Raw genomic sequence first — 23136 nt, 5'->3', positions numbered from 1 at the left:
CCTGTGTGTCTATTTGAGCAGGTTGAGCCAATCTTGGGGTTTGAGGTAATAATCGGTGAGTTTTTTCTCAGCGGAATCAAGCTCCCATTCAGGTCGATATGACCAACCCGCCAAATTCGGCAAGCTCACTAAAATCGACTCAATCCGTCCCCCTGTTTGTAGACCAAAAAGCGTACCACGGTCATAGACCAGATTATATTCGACATAACGACCGCGACGATAGATTTGAAAGTCGCGTTGTGCTTCGCTATATGGCTTGTCTTGGTTGCGCTGGAAGATTGGAAGAATGGCATTCAGATAGCCATTGCCCACAGCTTGAATATATTGGAAACAGGTTTCAAAGTCCCATTGATTAAGATCGTCAAAGAACAGTCCGCCGACACCGCGCTGTTCATCACGATGTTTTAAGTAAAAATAGTCATCGCACCATTGTTTATGTTCGGCATAGACTTCAGCGCCAAAGGGAGCACATAAGTCATGCGCCGTCTGATGCCATGACAGTACATCTTCATCGTTGGGATAAAATGGGGTGAGGTCAAAACCACCCCCAAACCACCAAATGGGGTCTTGCCCTTCTTTTTCAGCCACGAATAAGCGCACATTGGCATGTGAAGTCGGGACATTCGGGTTTTTCGGATGGATCACCAAGGACACACCCATGGCTTGTGCTTTGGCACCTGCAATTTGCGGATGGCGTTCAGTCGCTGAAGCGGGGAGTTTAGAAATGTTGATGTGTGAGAACATCACCCCGCCTTTTTCAATCACTGTGCCATTTTGTAAAACGCGTGAACGCCCCCCACCGCCTTCAGGACGTTCCCAGTCATCTATTTCAAATTGCGCTGTTCCACCGCCAGCACACTCTTGTTGTTCAAGTGCAGAGCAAATACGTGCTTGTAAATCGAGGAGAAATTCGCGAACGCGTTGGATATCCGCAGACGTTGGGTGCTGCATGAAAAGCCTCAAGGGAAGAGATGAAAACTGCCTACATCAAAACATAAAATAGCAAAAAGATTAAGAATATTTTCCTGAGAGGCTTACAGCAGGTTGAGTCGTCTCGAAGTAATTTAAAAATGAAATGCTGCCATGTGAAAAATAATCTGACTAATTCGCTAGGTTGAATTCTGATTCCAAGCTCAGCAGAATAACCCAAATACAGACCCGAGTTTGATGATGCAGAATGGGCTGCATCTTCTGAATGCGGAAGAACTGATGGTAAATATGCGCGATTCATTGATTCAAAAATACAATGTTCCTGGTCCACGTTATACCAGTTATCCAACGGTGCCATATTGGGAAGAGGCGCAGTTCTCCTTAGAGCAATGGAAACAGACGCTGAAAACATCGTTTGCTGAATCGAATTCGACTGAAGGCATCAGTCTGTATATTCATCTGCCTTTTTGCGAAAGCCTCTGTACTTTTTGTGGCTGCCACAAACGTGTGACTAAAAAGCATGAGATGGAGCAGCCCTATATTCGGGCGGTTTTAAAGGAATGGTCACTGTATTGTGACTTGCTTGAAGAAAAACCCCGCATTAAAGAAATTCATTTGGGGGGCGGAACGCCAACTTTCTTTTCGCCAATGCATTTAACTCAATTGATTGAAGGTATCCTTGCGCAGGCAGAGATTGCTGAACAGTATGAGTTTAGCTTTGAAGGGCATCCCAACAATACCACACGGGCGCATTTACAAGCCTTGTATGACCTAGGCTTTCGCCGTGTCAGTTATGGGGTGCAGGATTATAATGAAACGGTTCAAAAAGCCATTCATCGGATACAGCCTTTTGAACATGTCGAGCAAGTGACGCAGTGGGCACGTGAAATAGGCTATAGCTCAATTTCACATGATTTGGTCTTTGGTTTACCTTTTCAGAACCTAGATGATGTCCTCAATACCATTAATCAAACCAATCGTTTACGCCCAGACCGTTTGGCATTTTATAGTTATGCGCATGTGCCTTGGATTAAGGGCAATGGACAGCGTGGTTTTAAAGACCATGATGTGCCGAAAGATGAAATAAAACGCCAGTGCTATGAAGAAGGAAAGAATAAATTACTGGCACAGGGATATCATGAAATTGGCATGGATCACTTTGCCTTAGAAAGTGATGCGATGTACCAATCATTTCAGGCAGGCACTTTGCATCGCAATTTTATGGGCTACACCGCTTCGAAAACCCAAGTGATGATTGGTTTAGGTATTTCTTCGATCAGCGACAGTTGGTATAGCTTTGCGCAAAATGAAAAAAAACTCGAAGATTATTATGCGCGACTCGAAAACAATGAAATTCCTGTCTATCGTGGGCATATTTTAAGTGCCGAAGATTTGATGATTCGTCGTCACATTTTAAATTTGATGTGTGGCTTTCAAACGTCGTGGACAGAACCAGAGATGCAATTTCCAGAATTGGTTGAGGTCTTGGGACAACTGGAAGAAATGCAGGACGATGGTTTATTAGAGATTAAGCCACAAAGTATACGGGTGACTGAGCAAGGCAAAGCCTTTGTACGCAATATTTGTATGGCGTTTGATTTGCATTTAAAACGCCGCCGACCCGAGAGTCGTATTTTCTCCATGACCATCTAATATGATTGGAGTGCTCTAAGCCGCCCTTCAAAAAAGCAGGCTTAGAGCATGTTGTTAAAATTTAAAAATCATCTTTCTTGTACAAGTGCGCCATGCGCTCATGTTTGGTCTTTAAATATTCTTCATTGAAGGGATTTAAACCAACCGTCAATGGTACACGATCCACCACATTGATCCCTTGCTCTTGCAGTGCTGCAATCTTCAGTGGATTATTGGTAATCAAGCGCACCTGTTGAATCTTCAGATGGTTCAACATAATGCTGACCATGTCATAACGACGCGCATCGGCAGGTAAGTTGAGCATCAAGTTGGCATCAACGGTGTCATGCCCTTGGTCTTGTAGCGCATAAGCACGAATTTTATTGGTGAGACCAATGCCACGACCTTCTTGACGCAAATACAGAATCACCCCTTGTCCAGCTTCATTAATCAGTTTTTGCGTGGCTTGCAATTGTGGGCCACAGTCACACTTTAAAGACGCAAAGGCATCGCCTGTGAGACATTCTGAATGAACACGGACTAAAACGGGTTCTGTGATCGGCTGATCGAGACCTTTTGAGAGTGCAACATGTTCTTCACCGGTCTTAGGATCTTGAAATACGGTGATGTTAAACTCACCAAAAGCAGTCGGTAAACGGGATGTAGCAACAAATTCAATCGGCACAGCTAAACCTGTAAATAGTTCAGAAATTGGCTAAAGTATAGCGTAATGCATCGACATTGGTAGAATTGCATCCATGAATTTATGCAGAAGATTTTCTTTTTTGTATAAAGCGAACGATAATAGTTGATAAATAGTAAGATTATTCAGGATAATCACATCCACTAAACGAACACCCAGTGAGAGCACTGCTCAAAACTGCATCGCTAGAAATATGGCTGATTGAAGGTGATAGCATTCGACGATATGATCGAATTACCCATTTGACCTAGCTAGATTTGCCTGGCTTTAGAAGGCTTTGCCATATTATGTTGTATACAGAAATACCAGCTCATCGCCCTGTAACACCGTTGTTGGATACGATTGATCATCCTCAACAACTTCGCTTGCTTGAGCAAAGTCAATTAGCACAAGTGGCAGACGAGCTACGTCAATTTATTCTGTATGCCGCAGGACAAAGTGGGGGACACTTTGGTGCAAACCTTGGGGTGGTCGAGCTCACCGTGGCATTGCATTATTGTTTTAACACACCAAATGACCGCTTAATTTGGGATGTCGGTCATCAAGCCTATCCGCATAAAGCTTTGACTGGGCGTCGTGAACAGTTGACTACGATTCGTGCCAAAGATGGTTTAGCTGCCTTTCCTGCACGTGATGAATCGGTATTTGATACTTTTGGTGTTGGACATTCTTCGACTGCGATTTCAGCAGGTTTGGGGATGGCACTGGCACGTCGTTATCAAAACAATCCTTGTGAAGTGGTCGCAATCATTGGCGATGGGGCGATGACTGCAGGTATGGCCTTTGAAGCCATGAACGATGCAGTTGCGCATGATGCGGACCTGATGGTGGTACTGAATGACAACGATATGTCGATTTCATGTAGTACTGGTGGTTTTGCAAAACATCTGGCTTCAATTTGGGAAAGTGGACAGTCCATTAATATTTCAGATGATGGCGAAGCCTATGTGCAGCCACATCCTGAATGGACTTATAACTCGCGCTTACATAGTGCAGCCACAGATGCGGCCGACAACGTTTTTAAAGCGATTGGTTTTGATTACTTTGGGCCTTTCGATGGGCACGATGTCGAGCAGTTGACACAAGTCTTTACCGCATTGAAAAAACGTAAAGGGCCACGTTTAATTCATGTCTATACCAAAAAAGGCAAAGGCTTTGCCCCAGCTGAAGCTGACCAAATTAAATATCACGCAATTACAAAAATAAATGCTACAGCATCTAGCAATACTGCACCGAAGTACTCAGATGTCTTTGGTCAATGGTTATGCGATGAAGCCGCACAAGATGAGCGTTTGTTAGCGATCACCCCTGCCATGTGTGAAGGCTCAGGTATGGTGGGTTTTGCCAAACAGTACCCACAGCGCTTTTTTGATGTCGCGATTGCAGAACAGCATGCGGTGACTTTGGCGGCGGGCATGGCGTGTGAAGGCTTAAAACCTGTGGTTGCAATCTACTCGACTTTCTTGCAACGTGGCTATGATCAATTGATTCATGATGTGGCCCTACAGAACCTAGATGTTACCTTTGGTATCGACCGTGCAGGCTTAGTGGGTGAAGATGGACCGACTCATGCTGGGGCCTATGACTATGCTTTCATGCGTACCGTACCGAATTTGGTGATTATGGCGCCAAAAGACGAAAATGAATGTCGTCAAATGTTGCATACTGCTTATTTATACAATGGTCCTGCCGCAGTGCGTTACCCGCGTGGCAATGGTCTCGGAGTTGAGATTCAACAACAGATGACCCCGATGGAAATTGGTCAGGCTGAAATTGTCGCGAGTTTTAATGATGCCCAAGATGACGTTATTAGCATTCTTGCCTTTGGTAGTCGTGTTCAGGCCGCAGTAGAAGCAGCACAGGCTTTGGCTGGACAAGATTTGGCAGTGCGTGTGGTAAATATGCGCTTTGTGAAGCCGCTTGATGAAAAAATGATTACGACTTTAGCGCCCTCAACGGCTTTATTTGTCACGGTTGAAGAACATGCGGTGATGGCGGGTGCGGGCAGTGCAGTGAATGAATATTTGGCACAGGCTCAAATCGTGAAACCGATGTTAAATCTTGGTTTAGCAGATACCTTCATGCATCAAGCCACGCATGTGCAAATGTTGCATCAGGCTGGACTAGATGCCGAAGGCATTGAACGTTCAGTACGCCAAGCATGGTTAAAACTTGTACATATGGTGTAAACGCCGTTTTTAAATTTTAGAAACATTTTTTCCCTAAAAGCCCCGATCTTTGCTAAGATATGCGGGCTTTTATGCATTATTCTTTATCAATATCTTCAGATTGTAGTGGGTGTTCAATGGAACCTATGGTGGTGATGGCTGCGCGTGCGGCTCAATTAGTCGGTCAAGAGCTTTTAAAAGCGCATCAAAATCGTCATAAGCTCGATCTACAAGTCGAAGAAAAAGGAATTGATGGTCCTGTAACGCGTGTAGACCGTTATTTGGAACAATTGGCGATAGATACCCTACGTAAAAGTTATAAAAATCACAGCTTCCTTGGTGAAGAGTTTGGTCTTCAAGAAGGTAAAGGTCACGACGCAGATTGGTGTTGGATCATTGACCCACTTGATGGCACGCTAAACTTCATTAACGGTGTTCCTCACTTCTGTATCTCTATTGCAGTTCAACATAAAGGCATTACTCAACACGGTGTAATTTATGACCCTGTGAAAGATGAGTTGTTCTCTGCAAGTCGTGGTCGTGGTGCCATGATGAATCAACGCCGTATCCGTGTAAATGTAAAAGACAGCCTTGAAAATACATTCATGTCTGTGGGTCATGCTTACCGTGCAAAACGTAATGGTGAAGTGATTTCTTATGCAAAAAATCACTTTGATTCATTATTAAATGTGACTGAAGCTGGCGCGCAATACCGTCGTACAGGTTCAGCAGCATTAGATTTGGCGTATGTGGCAGCAGGTCGTTTCGATGCGTATTTCGAACTCGGCTTAAAGCCTTGGGACATCGCAGCTGGTGAGTTGATTGTGAAAGAAGCAGGCGGAACAGTGGTTGATGCACGTGGTGGTAGCGAATCTATGGAAAATGGCCAAGTACTGGCATGTTCTATGAAGCTGTTGAAACCTCTAATGAAAGCAGTTGTACCTGCTTGGGGTGAAGCTGCTAAGTAATAGCATGTAGATCGTGTTTAAGCCTTAAAGAAAAAGCCCTCACAAGAGGGCTTTTTCTTTAAGGCTTAAACAACAGATCATTTTAGACCCTTATACTTTTTTATTTTTGCCATCATTAGACAAGCAATGCTGTATTCAAGAAATTGTGAAACGACAAATGGGGCGCAGTTATTTAAAGGCAAATAAAGAAAAAGAGAGCACTAAAATCAATAAGCGTATAGATCACTATTTAAGTTTGTCGTGTAGGACCGTCATCACCGATCAATTGCCGTGTCAAATCGTGGCAGCATTAGAGCAAGAGCTAGTACAATTAATTGCGTTTTATGGTTGATAGTGGAGGGGGAGAACGAAGAATGCTATTTAATTTTTTCCTAGATGGTCAAAAAAATTGAAGTGAAAACCTGTATTTATTCAATGTTTGATAAAAATATTGTATCAATTTTAAGAAAAGAGGTGACTTTTGAAAATATCCTGCTATACTCCGCCCACGCACTAAATTTCGTTCATTACCTGAACATTCTCTTCTATCATTGTGTATGCGCGTCCGGTCCAAAGAGAGGACATTATTTCGCGCCCCACCCAATCGCTTAAGCGATTCCTTCAGGTTGCGGCTGTAATCAAATGTGCGTTATACGCATCGTCGTTCTCGGATCGCCGCTGATTCTATATTTTCAGCGATTATTGCTGTGCCGCTTTTTGCCGATGTCCATCTGATTTTATTTTTAATGGAGCACCCATTTTTCGGGTGAAATACTCTATGAGCAAGACTTTTGCTGAATTTCCTTTACACGAATCGTTACAACAAGCTCTACAAAGCCTAGGATTTACGTCTCCTACGCCAGTTCAGGAACAATCTATTCCTGCAGCTTTAGACGGTAAAGACCTTTTAGTATCGAGCCAAACTGGTTCAGGTAAAACTGCAGCGTTTTTATTACCAACGTTAAACGCACTTGCAGGCCAAGAAACTTTCGTTCCGTTCAAAGAACGTATGAAAGCAATTACTCAACCGAATATCTTAGTTCTTTGCCCAACACGTGAGTTGGCGCAACAGGTGAGCCAAGATGCAATTGCATTTGTTCGCCACATGAAAGGTGCACGTATTGCTGCAATCATGGGTGGTATGCCATTTGGTAAACAAATCCAACAGTTAAAAGGTGCGCAAGTTGTTGTTGCAACACCAGGTCGTTTACTTGACCTTGTGAACCGTCGTCAAATCAAATTAGACAAAGTTGATGCTCTAATTGTTGACGAAGCAGACCGTATGCTTGATCTAGGTTTCTCTGAAGACTTAGAAGCGATTAGCGACCTTGCTGCAAACCGTAAACAAACTTTAATGTTCTCTGCAACATTTGCACCACGTATCATCACACTTGCTGAACGCATGATGAATGATCCTGAACGTATTGCAATTGAGACAGGTCATTCTACTAATACAGATATCACTCAGACTTTACACTGGACTGATGGTTTCGAGCACAAGAAAAAACTTTTAACGCACTGGTTGAGCGAAGAAGATCTTGATCAAGCAGTTGTTTTCGCGTCTACACAAGAAGACACAGACATGCTTGCTGAAGAATTGGCTGAAGCGGGTCACTCAGTAGTTGCACTTCACGGTGCAATGCCACAAACTGTTCGTAACCGTCGTTTACGTAGCATCCGCGAAGGTCGTGCAAAAATCTTGGTTGCAACTGACGTTGCTGCACGTGGTTTAGACGTACCAACAATTTCACACGTTATTAACTTCGGTCTTCCTATGAAGAACGAAGACTATGTACACCGTATTGGTCGTACAGGTCGTGCGGGTCGTACTGGTAAAGCAATTACTTTAGCAACTTACCGTGAACGCGGTAAAATCCGTGCTTTAGAAGACTACTTAGATGCACGTTTAGAAGTATCTGAAATTGAAGGTTTAGAGCCATCTCCACCTCCAGCACGTTCTGGTCGTGATGGTGGTCGTGGTCGCAATGGCGGTGGTCGTCGTGATGGCGGTCGTGGCGGTTTTGGTGGCGGTCGTCGTTTTGAAGGCGAAAGCAACTTTAAACGTCGTGAAGGTGGTCGTGATGGCGAACGCCGTTCATTCGGTGGTGAAGACCGTCCACGTCGCGAATTTAACAACGATCGTCCACGTCGTGAAGGTGGTTTTGAAGACCGTCCACGTCGCGAATTTAACAACGATCGTCCACGTCGTGAAGGTGGTTTTGAAGACCGTCCACGTCGCGAATTTAACAATGATCGTCCACGTCGTGAAGGTGGTTTCGAAGACCGTCCACGTCGCGAATTTAACAACGATCGCCCGCGTCGCGAAGGTGGTTTCAACGATAAGCCGCGTTTTGACTCGAATGATGACAACCGTGGTAACCGTGTAGACTATAAACCACGTCGTGAAGGTTCTTTTGGTGACCGTCCTAAACGTGATTTTGGTGATCGTCCACAACGCCGTGAAGGTGGTTTTGGTGACCGTCCACAACGTTCTTTTGGTGAAGATCGTCCTAAGCGTTCGTTTGGTGGTGATGACCGCCCTAAGCGTACATTTGGTGAAGATCATCCAAAGCGTGAATTTAACTCAGATCGTCCACGCACTGAAGGTGGTTTTGACCGCCCACGTCGTAAGTTCAATGACTAATTTGAACTAAAATTAAAAAAACCAGTGGAAACACTGGTTTTTTTTATGTCTATTGCTTTCAATCCGAAAATTAAAATGTATACTGAGTCATATTTTAATTACATTGATAATAATGATGCACAATAATGAGGTTGAATCAATCGCCACTCACTCTGACGCGAAAGAGGTCAATATGGCACATTATCTTGGATTTTTTTTACTGATTTGCAATATCCTTTTCTTTGTCTATAGTCGCTATGGATGAAGTGATCCGCTTTATTTAGGTTGTTTTCTTCCATTAAATAAATATAAATACAACCAATTGAAATCAATTCGTGCACAAAATTAGGCATGGAATACGCTAACATATCGTTTTTTAATCCTTTATAGTATGCATGCTGAAAAAATGCAGGAAAACGCACAGCTATGAATAATCAAGCGCCTCTGACTGCTCAAGCCCTCATTGAGGTCAAAAACCTGAGCTTTAAGCGAGGGGAACGTGTTATTTACGACAATGTCGGTATTACAATACGACAGGGTCAAATCACGGCCATCATGGGACCATCGGGAACAGGTAAAACCACTTTACTGCGTCTGATTGGGGGACAATTGACACCAGATCAGGGCGAAGTGCTTTTAGATGGACAAAACATTGCGAAAATGTCACGCAAAGAGTTATTTGCTGCGCGTGCACGTATGGGCATGTTGTTTCAAAGTGGAGCGCTGTTTACCGACATGTCAGTCTATGAAAATGTAGCTTTCCCAATTCGCGCGCACACGGCATTGCCTGAACATTTGATTGCAGAGATTGTGTCTTTAAAACTGGAATCTGTCGGCCTGCGCGGCGCAGAGCTGATGATGCCTTCTGAGCTTTCAGGCGGGATGAACCGTCGTGTGGCTTTGGCGCGTGCGATTGCACTGGATCCTGAACTGATTATGTACGATGAACCCTTTGCAGGACAAGATCCGATTGTGAAGGGTGTACTCACACGTCTGATTCGATCATTGCGAGAAGCTCTTGATTTAACAACAATTATTGTCTCACATGATGTGGCTGAAACTTTGTCGATAGCAGATTATATCTATGTTGTCGCTGAGGGCAAAGTGCAAGGTGAGGGGACGCCTGAACAGTTACAGGCGAATGCATCTCCATTCGTGAAACAATTTTTAACAGGTTCAGTTGAAGGACCTGTCGATTATCAATTTAGCCAAAAGGCATATCTAAGTACTGAGGTGCAAGCATGAATGCGATAGCACTCTTAGGTCGACGTGTGATTGAACGGGTTCGCGGCATAGGTGTTGCGAGCTTAATGTTATTGCAAATCTTATTTTCGATGCCAACGGTACAGGGCGTTCGGTTATTTGTATACCAAATGTACCGTGTTGGCGTATTGTCGCTACTTATTATTGTGGTGTCGGGGCTATTTATTGGTGCGGTCTTGGGTCTACAGATGTATAGCATCTTAGTGACCTTTGGTAGCGAAGCGATGCTAGGTACTGCGGTTGCATTGACTTTACTCCGTGAGTTAGCACCTGTGGTTGCTGCACTGTTGTTTGCAGGCCGTGCAGGTTCGGCATTAACAGCTGAGATTGGCTTAATGAAAGCCACAGAGCAGTTGTCCAGTATGGAAATGATCGGGGTTGATCCACTCAAACGTGTGATTTCACCGCGACTTTGGGCGGGTATTTTTAGTTTGCCGATGCTGTCTGTCATCTTTGCTGCAGTCGGGATTATGGGCGGTAAAATGGTGGGTGTGGACTTCTTGGGTGCAGATGAGGGCTCTTACTGGAGTGGCATTCAAAGTAGCGTAGAGTTCTATAAAGATGTCCTGAATGGCACCATCATTAAAAGTTTTGTTTTTGCTTTAATTTGTACATGGATTGCGGTGTATCAAGGCTATGCCTGTGAACCGACATCTGAAGGTATTGCGACATCAACCACACGCACTGTGGTGTATTCATCGCTCTGTGTTTTAGGTTTTGATTTTGTGTTGACTGCGGTCATGTTTGGAGGTGTTTAATGAAATCACGTGCAAGTGAGCTGGCAGTCGGCATATTTGTCATTCTCTTCGGTATCGCTTTGTTTTTTATTGCGATGCGAGTAAGTGGCTTGGTGGGTTCAAATCTCAGTGATCGCTATGAAATGAGTGCAACCTTCGATAACGTGAATGGTTTAAAACCACGTGCGAAAGTGACGATGAGTGGGGTGAAAATTGGTCAAGTTGATCAAATTAGCTTAGACCCTGTGACACGTTTAGCCACGGTTTCTTTTTCTTTAGATGGGAAGTTGACATCTTTCAATGCAACACAGCTCAAAGAAGTTGAAAAGAATGCACTTGAAGAGCTTCGTTACAGTAGCGACTATACCGCTGCGGATGCTGCGCAACAAAAAGAAATGGAAAAGCAACTTATTGCGAACATGAAGTCCATCACCAGCATTGATGAAGATGCTTATATTATGGTGGCAACCAATGGTCTGCTTGGTGAAAAGTACTTGAAAATTGTTCCGGGGGGTGGCTTGAACTACGTGAAACGTGGTGAAAGCATTGGCAATACCCAAGGTACAATGGATCTAGAAGACTTAATTACTAAATTTATTACGGGTGGGGCAGGTAAATCGCAAGATGCTACAGCAAAGACTGAGCAACCTGAAACCGCTGAAACAACAGATGCCAATGTGTCATTTGTTGAATGATTTGAAGAGGAACAATTGTAGTGAATACTTTATTGAAACAAACACTAACAGCTAGCATTTTATCAACCTTGCTTGCAGGTACTGCTTTTGCAGCGCCAAGTGAAGCACCACCTGCTTTTGTTAAAAAAGTGGCAGATGGCCTGATTGCGCGTTTAAAAGCAGATCATGCCAAGCTACAAAACAACCCAGCTGCTGTGAAAACGATTGTTCGTCAAAATCTAGATCCGTATGTCGATTCACAAGCGTTTTCACGTATCGTGATGGGGACTTATGCGACCAATCAATACAGTACTGCTGCACAGCGTGCGAAGTTTGAAAATAACTTTCGTGAAACTTTGATTGAAAACTACGGTACTGCATTCGCGAAGTTTAGTAATCAGACATATACCATCCGTCCGTATAAAGAAACGAACAGCAAAAACCCTGTGGTGACGATCGACTTTAATAACAAAGGCGAAAAAATCCCAGTATCTTTCCAGTTAGCGGATAAAGGCAACCAATGGAAAATCCGTAATATCAATGTGTCGGGTATCGACCTTGGTTTACAGTTCCGTAATCAGTTCGCGGCAACGGTTAAACGTAATGGTGGCGACCTAGATAAAGCGATTGCAAACTTCCAACCTGATGCAGAAGCAGCGGTTGAAAAGAAAAAATAAGTAGGTGAAAGGTGATTAACTTTAGCAATCAGGAAATGCAGCTTTCAGGTCAGATTACCTATGACAATGCTGAAAGTTACTATCAGCAAGGTTTGAAAGTGATGCAGTCACAGTCTTATCCTGTGGTGGTTAATTTGGCCCAGCTTGAGCATGGTAGTACATTGGCACTGGCGGTTTTAGTCCGTTGGGTGCGTCAAACACCAAATGCGCACAGTTTACATTTTAAAGCGGTGCCTGAAAAAATGATGAAAATCATTCAAGCCTGTCATTTACAGGATGACCTCAAGTTAATCCCTTAAATAAAAAAAGCACCGTGAGGTGCTTTTTTTATTTATTGCATTTCTTAAATCTATGAGGAAAAGCAGTGTCTTAAGGTGTACTCAAATCCATTTTTTCCAGCGGAAGTAAATCAGTGGGCCAATCAAGAAAGCCACCAAAATTAAGCTGACAATCACAAAACTGGTCGTTCCTCTTGCAAAAGGCAACACATCGGTGTTCATCCCATAAATACTGGCAATCAGCATCGGTGGAGCGAGCATACTCGGTAAGATGGAGAAGCGACGGATTGTGTCATTCTGCTCGGTGTTAATGAAGCCTGAGGTGGTGTCGAGCAAGAATCGTACTTTTTGGAACAAGAAGGCATCGTGTTCAACCAGTGAGCGGACGTCTTCGCTGAGCTCTCGAATATCCGCATCATAAATATGACTGCCTAAAGCACGTGGACGTGATAAAAAAGTCAGTACACGACGTAAGTCAATCAAACACAGCTGTGCTTTTCCAAGCATATCTTCCAAGTGGGCCAGACGCGTAATCATGTCATCCAAGTCGAGAATCATCTCACGGTGTCGGTTATTCAGCACTTCTGTGGAATACTTTTCCAAGTCCTTGTGGATATCTTCTAAGATATCCGCAAGCTCATCCAATTTGGCTTCAAGTAAACCAAGCAAGATCCATGTCGGGTCTTTATAGTCAATTTCGTAGTCATTACGACGTGCACGTGCACGGAATGCCCGAAATGCGACTAATTTTTCACCACGAAGAGTGAAGAGTCGCTCTTTATGCAAAATGAAAGCCACGGTTTGTACCGTGGCAAGCGCTCCGTTGCTTTCTTCAGTTTCGCCATCGACTTGGTAATTTTTATTTTTCGTTAAAAAATACGTACTGATATGCAAAATACCATCATCATCACGGTAGAATCGAGCTGAAGATGAAATGTCTTCGAGTGATTTTAGCGTAGGTAAATTTTGTTCATATGCATCTAAAATCCACTGTTGTTCTTCTTGTGAGGGAGCAATGAGGTCAAGCCAGACCAAATCGGGCTGAAGATCGAAATCGCCATTAATGGTGATGTCTTCTAAGCTACCGCGCTCTGTGGCGTAAAAGGCTTCAAGCATGCCGTCTTTCTCCTTTGCGCAGTAATGGTTGAGGTGGATGGGTGTATTTTAGACAAGGATTGCAATAAAAACACTGATCGAATGGTTAAATTGCTAAAAAATATCCATTCATTTTAGTGAAGTTGCATGACAATTAAATATCAGAGTAAAAAATGACAAATTCAATTGCGATCTTTTGTGGTTCCGCATTAGGTTCAGATCAAATTTTTTCAGAAACAGCTCGTCAGGTTGGACACACCATCGCTGAACAAGGCAAAACCTTGGTCTATGGTGGGGGTCGTTCAGGCTTAATGGGTATTGTGGCTGACAGTGCTTTAGAAGCGGGTGGTCAAGTGATTGGTGTGATTCCACACGTGTTGGTGGATCGTGAGTTGGCACATCAAGGCCTCACCGAGTTATATGTCGTCAAAGACATGCAAGAGCGTAAACTGAAAATGTCAGCCTTGTCGGATGGATTTATTGCAATGCCAGGCGGCGCAGGGACTTTAGAAGAAATCTTTGAACAATGGACATGGGCTCAGCTCGGTATTCATCTCAAGCCGAATGCCTTTTTGAATGTAAATGGCTTTTATGATGATTTACTTAAATTTCTGAAGATGACTACCGACAAAGGCTTTACCCATGCGCGCTTTACCGACAGCCTGATTGTATCGGACTCAGTGAAAACAATTTTAAAGCAAATGGATCAATTCCACGCGCCTGAACCGAAGTGGGGCATGGTTGATCCTGAGTTGTTGGATGTCAAAGCATGAAGGTGATTACGGTTGCTGCAGCTATTATTGTAAATGCACAACAGCAGCTTTTATTGGTGCGCAAGCAAAACACCACGTGTTTTATGCAAGTTGGCGGTAAGCTTGAGCCAAATGAAGCACCTGAGCAAACCATGCTGCGTGAGATTCAGGAAGAAATAGGCACAGATGCGATTATTAAACAGTTTGTCGGTCGTTTTGAAACAGCCACAGCTAACGAGCCTGATTTTAAATTGGTCAGCTACGTTTATCATGTTCAGCTTCAGCAAGCGCCACAGATTGCGGCTGAAATTGCGGAAATGAAGTGGCTGAACTTGGATGATCAACAAACTGCACTTGCACCGTTAACCACAGAGGTGGTCATCCCTTGGGTGCGCGAACATTTGCTGATTGAAGTCGTTTAACTATTCCAGTGCGTAGGCAATACACGCGGCGCTGACTTTATGACAACCTAAGTGTTCAAGCTGTAAAGTCAGAGCCTGAATGGAGCTGCCCGTGGTCACGACATCATCCAAAATCAAAACACGTCGGTAACGTTTTGCATATTGGCGTTGCTGTGGATCAATTTTAAATTGTTGCTGAATGTGATCTAAGCGTTCTAGTCGACTGAGTCCTTTTTGCGAATGTTGATGTAGCCGAATCACAGGTTGCCAAATGGGAACATTTAGCTGCTTGGCTAAGTCTTTGGCGAGGATCATTGATTGGTTATAGCCACGTTCCGCTAAACGTTGGCTCGAAATCGGCATCGGAACAATTGCTTGCACTTTAGGTAAGCGAATTTGCTGAAGAATGCCTGAAAGTAAAGGTTGCCAATGCAGTTGTTGTTCATATTTGAACTGCTGAATCAAATGATCTAAAGGATATTGATATTGTCCTGCGACATGAATACTCAGCGCTTGTTTTTCAATGGTTTGTGGATGCAGAGGAAGTTGTTGCCAGCAGTCCAGACAGACCGAGTGCAGATCTGCACGTACAATGCCACACAATTGACAAGGCTGTGCTTTGTGTAGCAACTGTTTGGCAGTGTGCAGTAAATGACTAAACATAGGCATAGCGTGGTGCTTCAGGCAGCCAGCGTTTCAGTAAGGCTTCAGCATTTCTAGGATAGTCTTTTAAAATCTGAGCTGCGACAAAATGGGCTTGATTGAGCAAATGATCATCACGCTCCAGTTTCGCTACACGAAAGCCCATATCCCCGGTTTGTTTGGTGCCGAGTAATTCACCTGGGCCACGAATTTCCAAATCTTTTTCGGCAATTAAAAATCCATCATTGGTTTCACGCATGATGCGTAGGCGTTCTTGCCCATTTTGAGATAGCGGGCTTTTATACAATAGTGCACAAAAACTGGCTTTGGCACCTCGACCAACACGGCCACGTAATTGGTGCAATTGAGACAGTCCTAAACGTTCCGCATTTTCAATCACCATGATCGAGGCATTTGGTACATCGACCCCCACTTCAATCACTGTCGTAGCAATCAACAGTTGTAATTGATTGGCTTTAAACTGTTGCATCACGGCTTGTTTTTCATCGGCTTTCATTTTGCCATGTACGAGGCCAATGTTGAGCTCGGGGAAGCGTTCTTTAATTTCTAAATAGGTCGCTTCAGCGGCTTGAGCATCTAAGGTTTCAGACTCTTCAACCAAGGTGCAGACCCAGTAAGCTTGTTTGCCTTCTAGACAGTTACTGGCAATACGTTGCAGGACTTCTTCACGGCGGTCGAGTGGAATGGTCACGGTTTGAATCGGCGTTCGTCCGGGTGGAAGTTCATCAATCACGGACGTATCTAAGTCTCCATAGGCGGACATGGCTAAAGTTCGTGGAATCGGCGTTGCGGTCATGACCAATTGATGTGGGGTCATATTCTGCGCACCTTTATTACGCAGGGCTAAGCGCTGGTCGACCCCGAAGCGGTGCTGCTCATCAATAATCACCAACCCGAGTTTGGCAAAGCGGACATTGTCTTGAAACAAGGCATGCGTACCCACCACCAGATGCGCCGTGCCGTCAACAATGGCTTGTTCGGCTGTGGCACGGGCTTTGCCTTTTTGTTTACCTGAAAGCCAAGATACACTGAGTCCCAAAGGCTCAAACCATTTTTTAAAATTGAGATAATGTTGTTCCGCCAAAATTTCAGTCGGTGCCATTAACGCCACTTGCCAACCTTCTTCTAAGGCATGACAGGCTGCGACGCCTGCGACCAAGGTTTTGCCTGCACCGACATCGCCTTGAACCAAACGTAACATCGGTTTATTGAGTTTTAAGTCGTGTACAATTTCTTTGGAGACGCGCTTTTGTGCATTGGTCATTTCAAAAGGCAGGCTACTGAGCAGTTGTTTGGCAAACTGACGACTGGCAGAAATACGCGGTGCTTCAATTTGTTGGATATAGGCACGACGGCTTAATAGACTGACCTGATGCGCAACCAACTCTTCAAAAATCAAACGTTGCTGGGCTGGATGCGAACCTTGACTCAATTGCAGCATATTGGCATCTACAGGAGGGTGGTGGATGTAGTCCAACGCCTGTTTAAGTGCATAGCCATTGGTAAATTTTGCGGGCAGTAGTTCAGGTAAATCATCACTGTGCTTGGCGAGAGCCTGTTTGATGTATTCACGAAACTTGGGTTGAGTCAGCCCTTCTGTACTGGGATAAATCGCAGTCAGTTGAGTTTGTGGAAGTGGCGTATGCTCTGTAATGAGTTGAATTTCAGGATGATACATTTCCAAGCCACGCGCGCCCACGCGGACTTCACCAAAAATACGCAGACGATTACCGATCTTTGCGCGGTCCGTTAAACCTTTATAAATATGGTAAAAGCGTAAAGTCACTTTGCCAAAGTCATCTTGCAGTCCAATCGCCATTGATTTACGTTTACCCGGCGGAAAGTCCACACCTTGAATCGTGCCTTCGAGTAAGTAGCTACGCCCCACAGTCAATTGGTTCATGGGGATGATCGTGCTACGATCTTCATAGTCTCGTGGCAGATGAAACAACAGATCATCTGTAGTGAAGAGATTCAACTTTTCAAGTAGTGCAGCAGAGGCAGATCCGACCCCCTGCAACTGATGGACTGCAGCCATGTCCCCTCAACTTTGTCTGTGATTTGGTGCTAAATGCATATTTTATTTATAGGTTATGGTAAAACATCTCAGCGTGTTGCTAAACAGTTATTTCAGCAAGGCCACCAAATTACCACAATTAGCCGAAGTCCGAAATCAGATGATTGGGCTGAGCATTTGACTCAAGATATTCATCAGTTGGATTTATCCCAAGTCGCACCGATTGATGCTGTGTATGTCTTACTCTCGCCTGAGGGCAGTACGGTGGAATCGTATCAGCGAACTTTTGTAGACTCGGTTGCACCCATGCTACATGCCTTAAAAAGCCATCCTCTAAAAAAAGTGATCGTGGTTTCTTCCACACGTGTCTATAGTGAAAGTGCAGGGGAGCGGGTTGATGATGACACGTGTCCCCAACCGAGCGATGCGCAAGGGCAAGTGCTATTGAACATGGAAACTTTGTGGCAACAGGCTTATCCATTTGAATGTGTGATTGTACGTCCAACAGGCATTTATGGAACCTCAGTTACGCGTATGATTAAACTTGCGGAAACCACGAAAACTTATCCCAAACTACATTGGTCAAACCGAATTCATATTGATGATTTGGTGGCTTTTTTAGCGCACTTGCTTCACGTGGAACATACTGAAAAGTCTTACATTTGTAGCAATAGCCAACCACTGCCTTTGCATGAAATTATCCAATGGTTTCAACAACAGTTAGGACTGCCAGCTTTGGTTTTGAAAAGTGATGTGCCATCAGGCAAGCAAATTTATGCTACGCGGATGCAGCAGATGAATTTTGAATTACAGCATCCACATTGTTTTGATGATTATTTGGCATTGTTAGAAGAGCGTGAGTCAAAATAATTTTTTACTTTCACTCATAAAAAATGTGAAGCATCGTTTGGGAAATGGCTGTGGAACGTGAATAATCATGACAAATCCGTTCTAGTGCGATGAACTATAGAACAGATTTAACTAAGATATTGATGCATATGGGAAAATTTCAATAATTTCGTATAAGGTGTATTATGTTAATTTTAGAAAAAATCAACAATCATCTACTAGTTTCAGTAAGAGAACTTTTGCGTCGTAATTATCTAAACACCATTGATGTTTTTTCATAACTTTTTCATTTACTTGACTAGCATCATGCTCAAACTCATTAAAACCAAATCTTTGATAAAAGGTCTTAAGATTTTCAAATGGGAGGCAATATACTGCTTTAAGGTTTTTCTTTTTAGCTGTTTCTACTAAGTAACCAACCAGCTCATTTGCTAAAGATAGACCTCTAAATTCATCCAGTATATAGATTCCCCCAATTTCGACTTCTTCATCATTGAGGTAAACAATCCTGCCAACACCTGCAAAGTCATCGTTATAAGTAACGATAGCAATAATTTCATTGTCGAAAGAGCTTGGGACAAAATCTATCTTTTGATACTGCGCATTTACCCATTCAAGATCGTTTGCAGTTGCTAATTTTATTGCCACTTTTCATTCCACCCATTTAATTCAGTCTTGGATTAAATCATATGCTTATAAATCCATAGATCATCAGTCTAACTAACCAGTATTGAAGTTACAGACAAAATTTATAAAGTAGCCAATATATGTTTAAAAATAAAACGATCTATATATTTACGATTTACTTAACATAATAGAGCTTATACGCAATAGAACTTAATTTTTATTCATAGACTTATAGCATAGGCACCTACATTTTGTAGATACCTATGCTTTAAAAAAGAAATTACTTCTTCTTACGTTTCAAACGCTTCTTCGCTTGTTCAGCAGCCACTTTGTCTAGCGTGTCTTTCAGTTCTTCATCGCTGAAAGTAGTGATGTGTTGCAACATTTGTAATGTGACATCATCTAAAACCAAGTTGGCATATTGAGCAACGTTTTGGAAGTTCTCATCAAACACAATCGCGTTGTCTGAGTTGGTGCTGATATAACCTTGTTGCGTCAGCACTTTAATAAAGCTCTGGAACAAGGCTTTATCAAAGAATTCAGGTGAATTGAACTCATATAGGACAGACAAACGCTGACCCACCAAATGACTGAGTTCTTCCACCTGACGTGCTGAAATATTCCCAGAACCACGCTGTGTAATTAACGCAAGCGTCATGTAGTAACGCTCAAGACTCTGCATGACTGGCGCTGCCAATACCACCAACTGGTTATGATCTTCGCTGTTTGGAGCAGGGGAAATCAAGTGGCCTTCGGCATCTTCAGAAATCAGTTTGGCTTGAATCAAACCATCTACATAGGCACAAATTTGGTCTTTGAGCTCAGCATCTTCCCATTTTAAAAACAGTTCTGCTTTTAAGAATGGATAGAGCGTGCGAATCACATTGATTAAATCACCACGGCCAATGGTTCCATTGTGTTCAACCAAAGCGGCAACGAGTGATGGCAACACAAAGGCATGTAAAATATTATTACGGAAGTAGGTCAGCAGTACTGCTTGATTGTCCGCAATCGCAATAATGTCGCCCAGTACGTGATTGACGCGTTTGATCAGTTTCAGCTTTAAACCATAAGCAATGATTTCTTTACCTGATAATGGCGTGACCAAGAGGCGCTCATCATAAGGAAGTGTGGTCAACAACTTGCGATAGGTATCAAGCTGTTTGATACAGATTTCTTCATCAAGCGTATGCTTCTCAGTAGCCAACAGAACCAAAGACAGTAATGAAACAGGGTTCACCACAGCGGCACGGTTAATATTTTCTAAAATCGCATGTGCAGAACTATTTACAGCATCAGAGACTTCTTGCGGAATTGGATCATCATTTTTAGCAATGTGTACATTCTCAGCGCCATGCTTTTTCAGCATGTCATCTAAGAAGACTGGTTCGCCAAAGTTGAGATGGACTTTACCGAAAATACGTTCAATTTTGCGTAAAGTTTGCAGAATCCCAAAGACAGATTCAGCTTCTTTCGGTTTACCGTTCATCTCACCAACGTAGGTTGCACCTTCCATCAAGCGTTCATAACCGATATAGGTCGGAACAAAGACAATCGGTTTGGCACGACCACGCAAGTGACTGTGCACCGTCATGGCCAACATACCTGTTTTTGGGGGTAGCAGACGACCTGTACGTGAACGACCACCTTCGATGAAGTATTCTAAAGGTGTGTTACGCGACAAAATACTGTATAGGTATTCTTTAAAGACCGAAGTGTAGAGCGCATTACCGCGGAAAGTACGGCGAATAAAGAATGCACCGCCACCACGTAAAATTTGCCCAACAAATGGCATATTCAGGTTATCGCCCGCGGCAATATAAGGCACCATCAAACCACGGTTATACACCACATAAGACAGCAGTAAATAGTCGATATGGCTACGGTGACATGGGGTATACACAATTTCATAATCTTTTGCCAACTCACGAACCGTATTGAAGTTATGGACTTCAACCCCGTCATAGAGCTGCGTCCATAAACGTGCTAGCGCCATTTCAGCAAAACGGATGGTGGAATGTGAATAGTCCGATACGATTTCATTGACATAACCAATGGCACGACGCTCTGCATCCAACATGCTAATTTTGCCGCGGATACTTTCACGACGAATGGCATCTTGTACATCATTGGCTTTAATCAATGAATGCATCACGTTGCGGCGGTCTGAAAGGTCAGGGCCGAGTACTGCTTCACGGTGTGCATCGAGCTGATTATTTAGGGTGTTTAGAATATACGTTGCAGGCGATAAGTTCGGATAGGTGGTTTTTGCAAAGTCAATTAAAGCACGTAAAGACTGACTTTCATGGAACTCTAAAAATGACTGGCGACCATGTAAACCAATATTCATCAGCTGTTTCACTGTACTTGGTGTCGCCCAAGTGTCAGTAAATAACAATTTAAACCAAGAGTCTTCTTTATCTGGTGAACGCCCCCACAGTACCGTCACAGGCACCAGCTCTACGTCTAAGTCGGGTTGTTTTTCTAAAGCTTCAACCAAACGTAAAAGACGTGGTGGAAAGGTGTGGGATGGAGCGTTAAGTAAATTATTTTCATCGTTATGTTGTAGAAACACGATTGATGCTTTTTCTTGATGTGTACCCAAGACTAAAGGGTCTAGTGCAGGGGAAAGCTTTAAGCGACGTGTTTCACCATCCACCAACAGCGCATTACTACGAGAGTGGTTTTGGAGTACATAACAGACAATTTTTTTGGGATGGTCTGAAGCTGCTGAGTCAGCATCGTTTGCTGTCGGTTCTGTTGGAACCTCACCCAATACATGTGGGGTTACGATTAGGTCAAGAAGCTTACTTGAAAGCTTTCTATACATTTGACCAAAGCCACTTTTGGACATATACACTCCTGCTTAAATGACCAATCCCGCAGTTTGCCTGAAGGGGTATTTATTTTGCGTAATTGTAAACATAAACCGTATGTCATTTCCTGACAAATTTGTTTTATATGGTGAATTTTATCGTTAAAAATCGTATTTTTAGTCAAAAATAACGAAAAAAAGTTGTGACATCTCAGTCAAGCAATCTCTAGGGTTTTAGTCAGAATTTATGGCAAAATAGGTTTTATACTCTATATATGATACCTATTACTTTACAGAAATATTGGGTATCTCACCATTAAGTAGGTTGTTTATGAATGCTTTAACCCAAGAGTTGGTTGAATTACTGAGCCTCGAAAAAATTGAGGAAAACATCTTTCGTGGACAAAGCCGTAATTTGGTTGGGAAGCGTGTTTTTGGTGGGCAAGTCTTAGGTCAGGCACTGCGTGCAGCATCATATACCACAGATCGTCCTGCACACTCTTTACATGCGTACTTTTTATTTGGTGGTGACGTAAACGCACCGATTATCTATGAAGTCGATCGGATTCGTGATGGGCGTAGTTTTGTCAGCCGTCAAGTGCGTGCCATTCAACATGGTAAAACCATCTTTATGTGTATGGTGTCCTTTGCTGACAATGAAGAAGGGCTGAACTATCAAATTAGCGAACCTGAATACCCAGCACCAGAGTCGCTAAAATCTGAGGCTGAACTGAAAAAGATGATGGTAGAATTTGTGCCTGAAAATGTGCGTGCAAGTTTTATGCGAGATCGGCATGTGGAGATTCGTCCCATCAATCCACAAAACCCATATCAACCGCAGCCAGAAGCGCCTGTCTATGCACACTATATTCGTACGCATGACCGCATTGCAACTGAGGTAGATGAGGTTTCGTTACATCAAGCGATTGCGGCATTCTATTCAGACTTTACCTTAATGACTACGGCACTGCGTCCACATGGTTTAAGCTATCTTTCGCCAAGTTTGCAGTGTGCGAGTATTGATCATGCTATGTATTTCCATAAACCCTTTCGCGTGGATGAGTTTATGCTGTATGACATGGACGCCACAGTAAGTGCCAGTTCACGTGGTTTAAACTTTGGTCGGATGTGGCAAAACGGTGAGCTGGTGTGTAGTACTACGCAAGAAGGTTTGATTCGGCTCCGTGAAATCGAAGCCCAATAAAGCCTGAGTATAGGAAAAAGCTGAGTGATATGACTCAGCTTTTTTTATGACTGATTTTACGACCGAAAGGTGGTCAGAGCT

Annotated in this window: 20 protein-coding genes; 13 read left to right on the top strand and 7 right to left on the bottom strand. The window is 43.4% G+C overall.

The features are described from left to right. Positions 1-9: 9 nt before the first annotated feature. The gene (hemF, locus tag B9T36_RS08000) at positions 10-951 is read right to left on the bottom strand and encodes an oxygen-dependent coproporphyrinogen oxidase (RefSeq protein ID WP_086208983.1); all 942 of its coding nucleotides are present in this window, start codon (positions 949-951) and stop codon (positions 10-12) included. Between the two features lie 267 nt (positions 952-1218). On the opposite strand from hemF, the gene hemN reads away from it, so the two are divergent. Beyond that, on the top strand, positions 1219-2583 hold the full coding sequence (gene hemN, locus B9T36_RS07995) for an oxygen-independent coproporphyrinogen III oxidase (protein WP_086209186.1): 1365 nt from the start codon (positions 1219-1221) through the stop codon (positions 2581-2583). Between the two features lie 61 nt (positions 2584-2644). On the opposite strand, the gene ribA is transcribed toward hemN, so the two are convergent. Continuing rightward, positions 2645-3247, bottom strand: a complete 603-nt coding sequence (gene ribA, locus B9T36_RS07990) for a GTP cyclohydrolase II (RefSeq protein ID WP_086208982.1) — start codon at positions 3245-3247, stop codon at positions 2645-2647. 305 nt (positions 3248-3552) lie between these two features. Here ribA and dxs point away from each other — a divergent pair, with 305 nt between their 5' ends. From dxs to B9T36_RS07950, 8 genes are all read left to right on the top strand, one after another. Further along, the gene (gene dxs / locus B9T36_RS07985; RefSeq protein ID WP_086208981.1) at positions 3553-5454 is read left to right on the top strand and encodes a 1-deoxy-D-xylulose-5-phosphate synthase; all 1902 of its coding nucleotides are present in this window, start codon (positions 3553-3555) and stop codon (positions 5452-5454) included. Between the two features lie 116 nt (positions 5455-5570). After that, positions 5571-6401: an inositol monophosphatase family protein gene (locus B9T36_RS07980; RefSeq protein WP_086208980.1), complete on the top strand. Its 831-nt coding sequence runs from the start codon at positions 5571-5573 to the stop codon at positions 6399-6401. Between the two features lie 757 nt (positions 6402-7158). Further along, a complete protein-coding gene (locus B9T36_RS07975; protein WP_086208979.1) occupies positions 7159-9024 on the top strand; it encodes a DEAD/DEAH box helicase in 1866 nt (621 codons plus the stop codon). A gap of 405 nt (positions 9025-9429) precedes the next feature. Next, positions 9430-10248: an ABC transporter ATP-binding protein gene (locus tag B9T36_RS07970; protein WP_086208978.1), complete on the top strand. Its 819-nt coding sequence runs from the start codon at positions 9430-9432 to the stop codon at positions 10246-10248. After that, positions 10245-11024: a lipid asymmetry maintenance ABC transporter permease subunit MlaE gene (mlaE, locus tag B9T36_RS07965; protein WP_086208977.1), complete on the top strand. Its 780-nt coding sequence runs from the start codon at positions 10245-10247 to the stop codon at positions 11022-11024. The genes B9T36_RS07970 and mlaE overlap by 4 nt, the downstream gene beginning before the upstream one ends. Next, entirely contained in the window at positions 11024-11698 is a 675-nt protein-coding gene (locus tag B9T36_RS07960) for an outer membrane lipid asymmetry maintenance protein MlaD (protein ID WP_086208976.1), read from the top strand. The genes mlaE and B9T36_RS07960 overlap by 1 nt, the downstream gene beginning before the upstream one ends. A 20-nt stretch (positions 11699-11718) precedes the next feature. After that, entirely contained in the window at positions 11719-12354 is a 636-nt protein-coding gene (locus B9T36_RS07955) for an MlaC/ttg2D family ABC transporter substrate-binding protein (RefSeq protein ID WP_086208975.1), read from the top strand. A gap of 11 nt (positions 12355-12365) precedes the next feature. Beyond that, positions 12366-12653, top strand: a complete 288-nt coding sequence (locus tag B9T36_RS07950) for an STAS domain-containing protein (protein ID WP_086208974.1) — start codon at positions 12366-12368, stop codon at positions 12651-12653. An 81-nt stretch (positions 12654-12734) separates the two neighbouring features. Here the strand turns inward: B9T36_RS07950 and B9T36_RS07945 are convergent, their stop codons facing one another. Continuing rightward, positions 12735-13748: a CorA family divalent cation transporter gene (locus B9T36_RS07945; protein WP_086208973.1), complete on the bottom strand. Its 1014-nt coding sequence runs from the start codon at positions 13746-13748 to the stop codon at positions 12735-12737. Positions 13749-13900: 152 nt separating this feature from the next. On the opposite strand from B9T36_RS07945, the gene B9T36_RS07940 reads away from it, so the two are divergent. Next, positions 13901-14500 carry a TIGR00730 family Rossman fold protein gene (locus B9T36_RS07940; protein WP_086208972.1) on the top strand — a complete coding sequence of 200 codons (600 nt, stop codon included), beginning with the start codon at positions 13901-13903 and terminating at the stop codon, positions 14498-14500. Continuing rightward, on the top strand, positions 14497-14901 hold the full coding sequence (locus tag B9T36_RS07935) for an NUDIX hydrolase (RefSeq protein WP_086208971.1): 405 nt from the start codon (positions 14497-14499) through the stop codon (positions 14899-14901). Before B9T36_RS07940 ends, B9T36_RS07935 begins: the two co-directional genes overlap by 4 nt. On the opposite strand, the gene B9T36_RS07930 is transcribed toward B9T36_RS07935, so the two are convergent. Both B9T36_RS07930 and recG read right to left on the bottom strand, forming a co-directional pair. Next, positions 14902-15549: a ComF family protein gene (locus B9T36_RS07930; RefSeq protein WP_086208970.1), complete on the bottom strand. Its 648-nt coding sequence runs from the start codon at positions 15547-15549 to the stop codon at positions 14902-14904. Further along, entirely contained in the window at positions 15536-17581 is a 2046-nt protein-coding gene (gene recG / locus B9T36_RS07925) for an ATP-dependent DNA helicase RecG (protein ID WP_086208969.1), read from the bottom strand. The genes B9T36_RS07930 and recG overlap by 14 nt, the downstream gene beginning before the upstream one ends. 33 nt (positions 17582-17614) lie before the next feature. On the opposite strand from recG, the gene B9T36_RS07920 reads away from it, so the two are divergent. Beyond that, positions 17615-18430 (top strand): NAD-dependent epimerase/dehydratase family protein, encoded by an 816-nt coding sequence (locus B9T36_RS07920; RefSeq protein ID WP_086208968.1) that lies wholly within the window; start codon positions 17615-17617, stop codon positions 18428-18430. A gap of 183 nt (positions 18431-18613) precedes the next feature. On the opposite strand, the gene B9T36_RS07915 is transcribed toward B9T36_RS07920, so the two are convergent. Further along, on the bottom strand, positions 18614-19057 hold the full coding sequence (locus B9T36_RS07915; protein ID WP_086208967.1) for a GNAT family N-acetyltransferase: 444 nt from the start codon (positions 19055-19057) through the stop codon (positions 18614-18616). Between the two features lie 259 nt (positions 19058-19316). After that, on the bottom strand, positions 19317-21890 hold the full coding sequence (gene plsB / locus B9T36_RS07910) for a glycerol-3-phosphate 1-O-acyltransferase PlsB (RefSeq protein ID WP_086208966.1): 2574 nt from the start codon (positions 21888-21890) through the stop codon (positions 19317-19319). 292 nt (positions 21891-22182) lie between these two features. Between plsB and B9T36_RS07905 the strand changes: the two genes are divergently transcribed. Further along, a complete protein-coding gene (locus tag B9T36_RS07905; RefSeq protein ID WP_086208965.1) occupies positions 22183-23055 on the top strand; it encodes an acyl-CoA thioesterase in 873 nt (290 codons plus the stop codon). The last annotated feature ends 81 nt before the right edge of the window (positions 23056-23136 follow it).

It is taken from the genome of Acinetobacter sp. ANC 4204 (genome assembly GCF_002135205.1).
In the GTDB taxonomy this organism is placed as follows: Bacteria; Pseudomonadota; Gammaproteobacteria; order Pseudomonadales; family Moraxellaceae; genus Acinetobacter.
The sequence above is the reverse complement of the archived record's forward strand: the minus strand, read 5'-3'. Positions and strand labels throughout refer to the sequence as shown.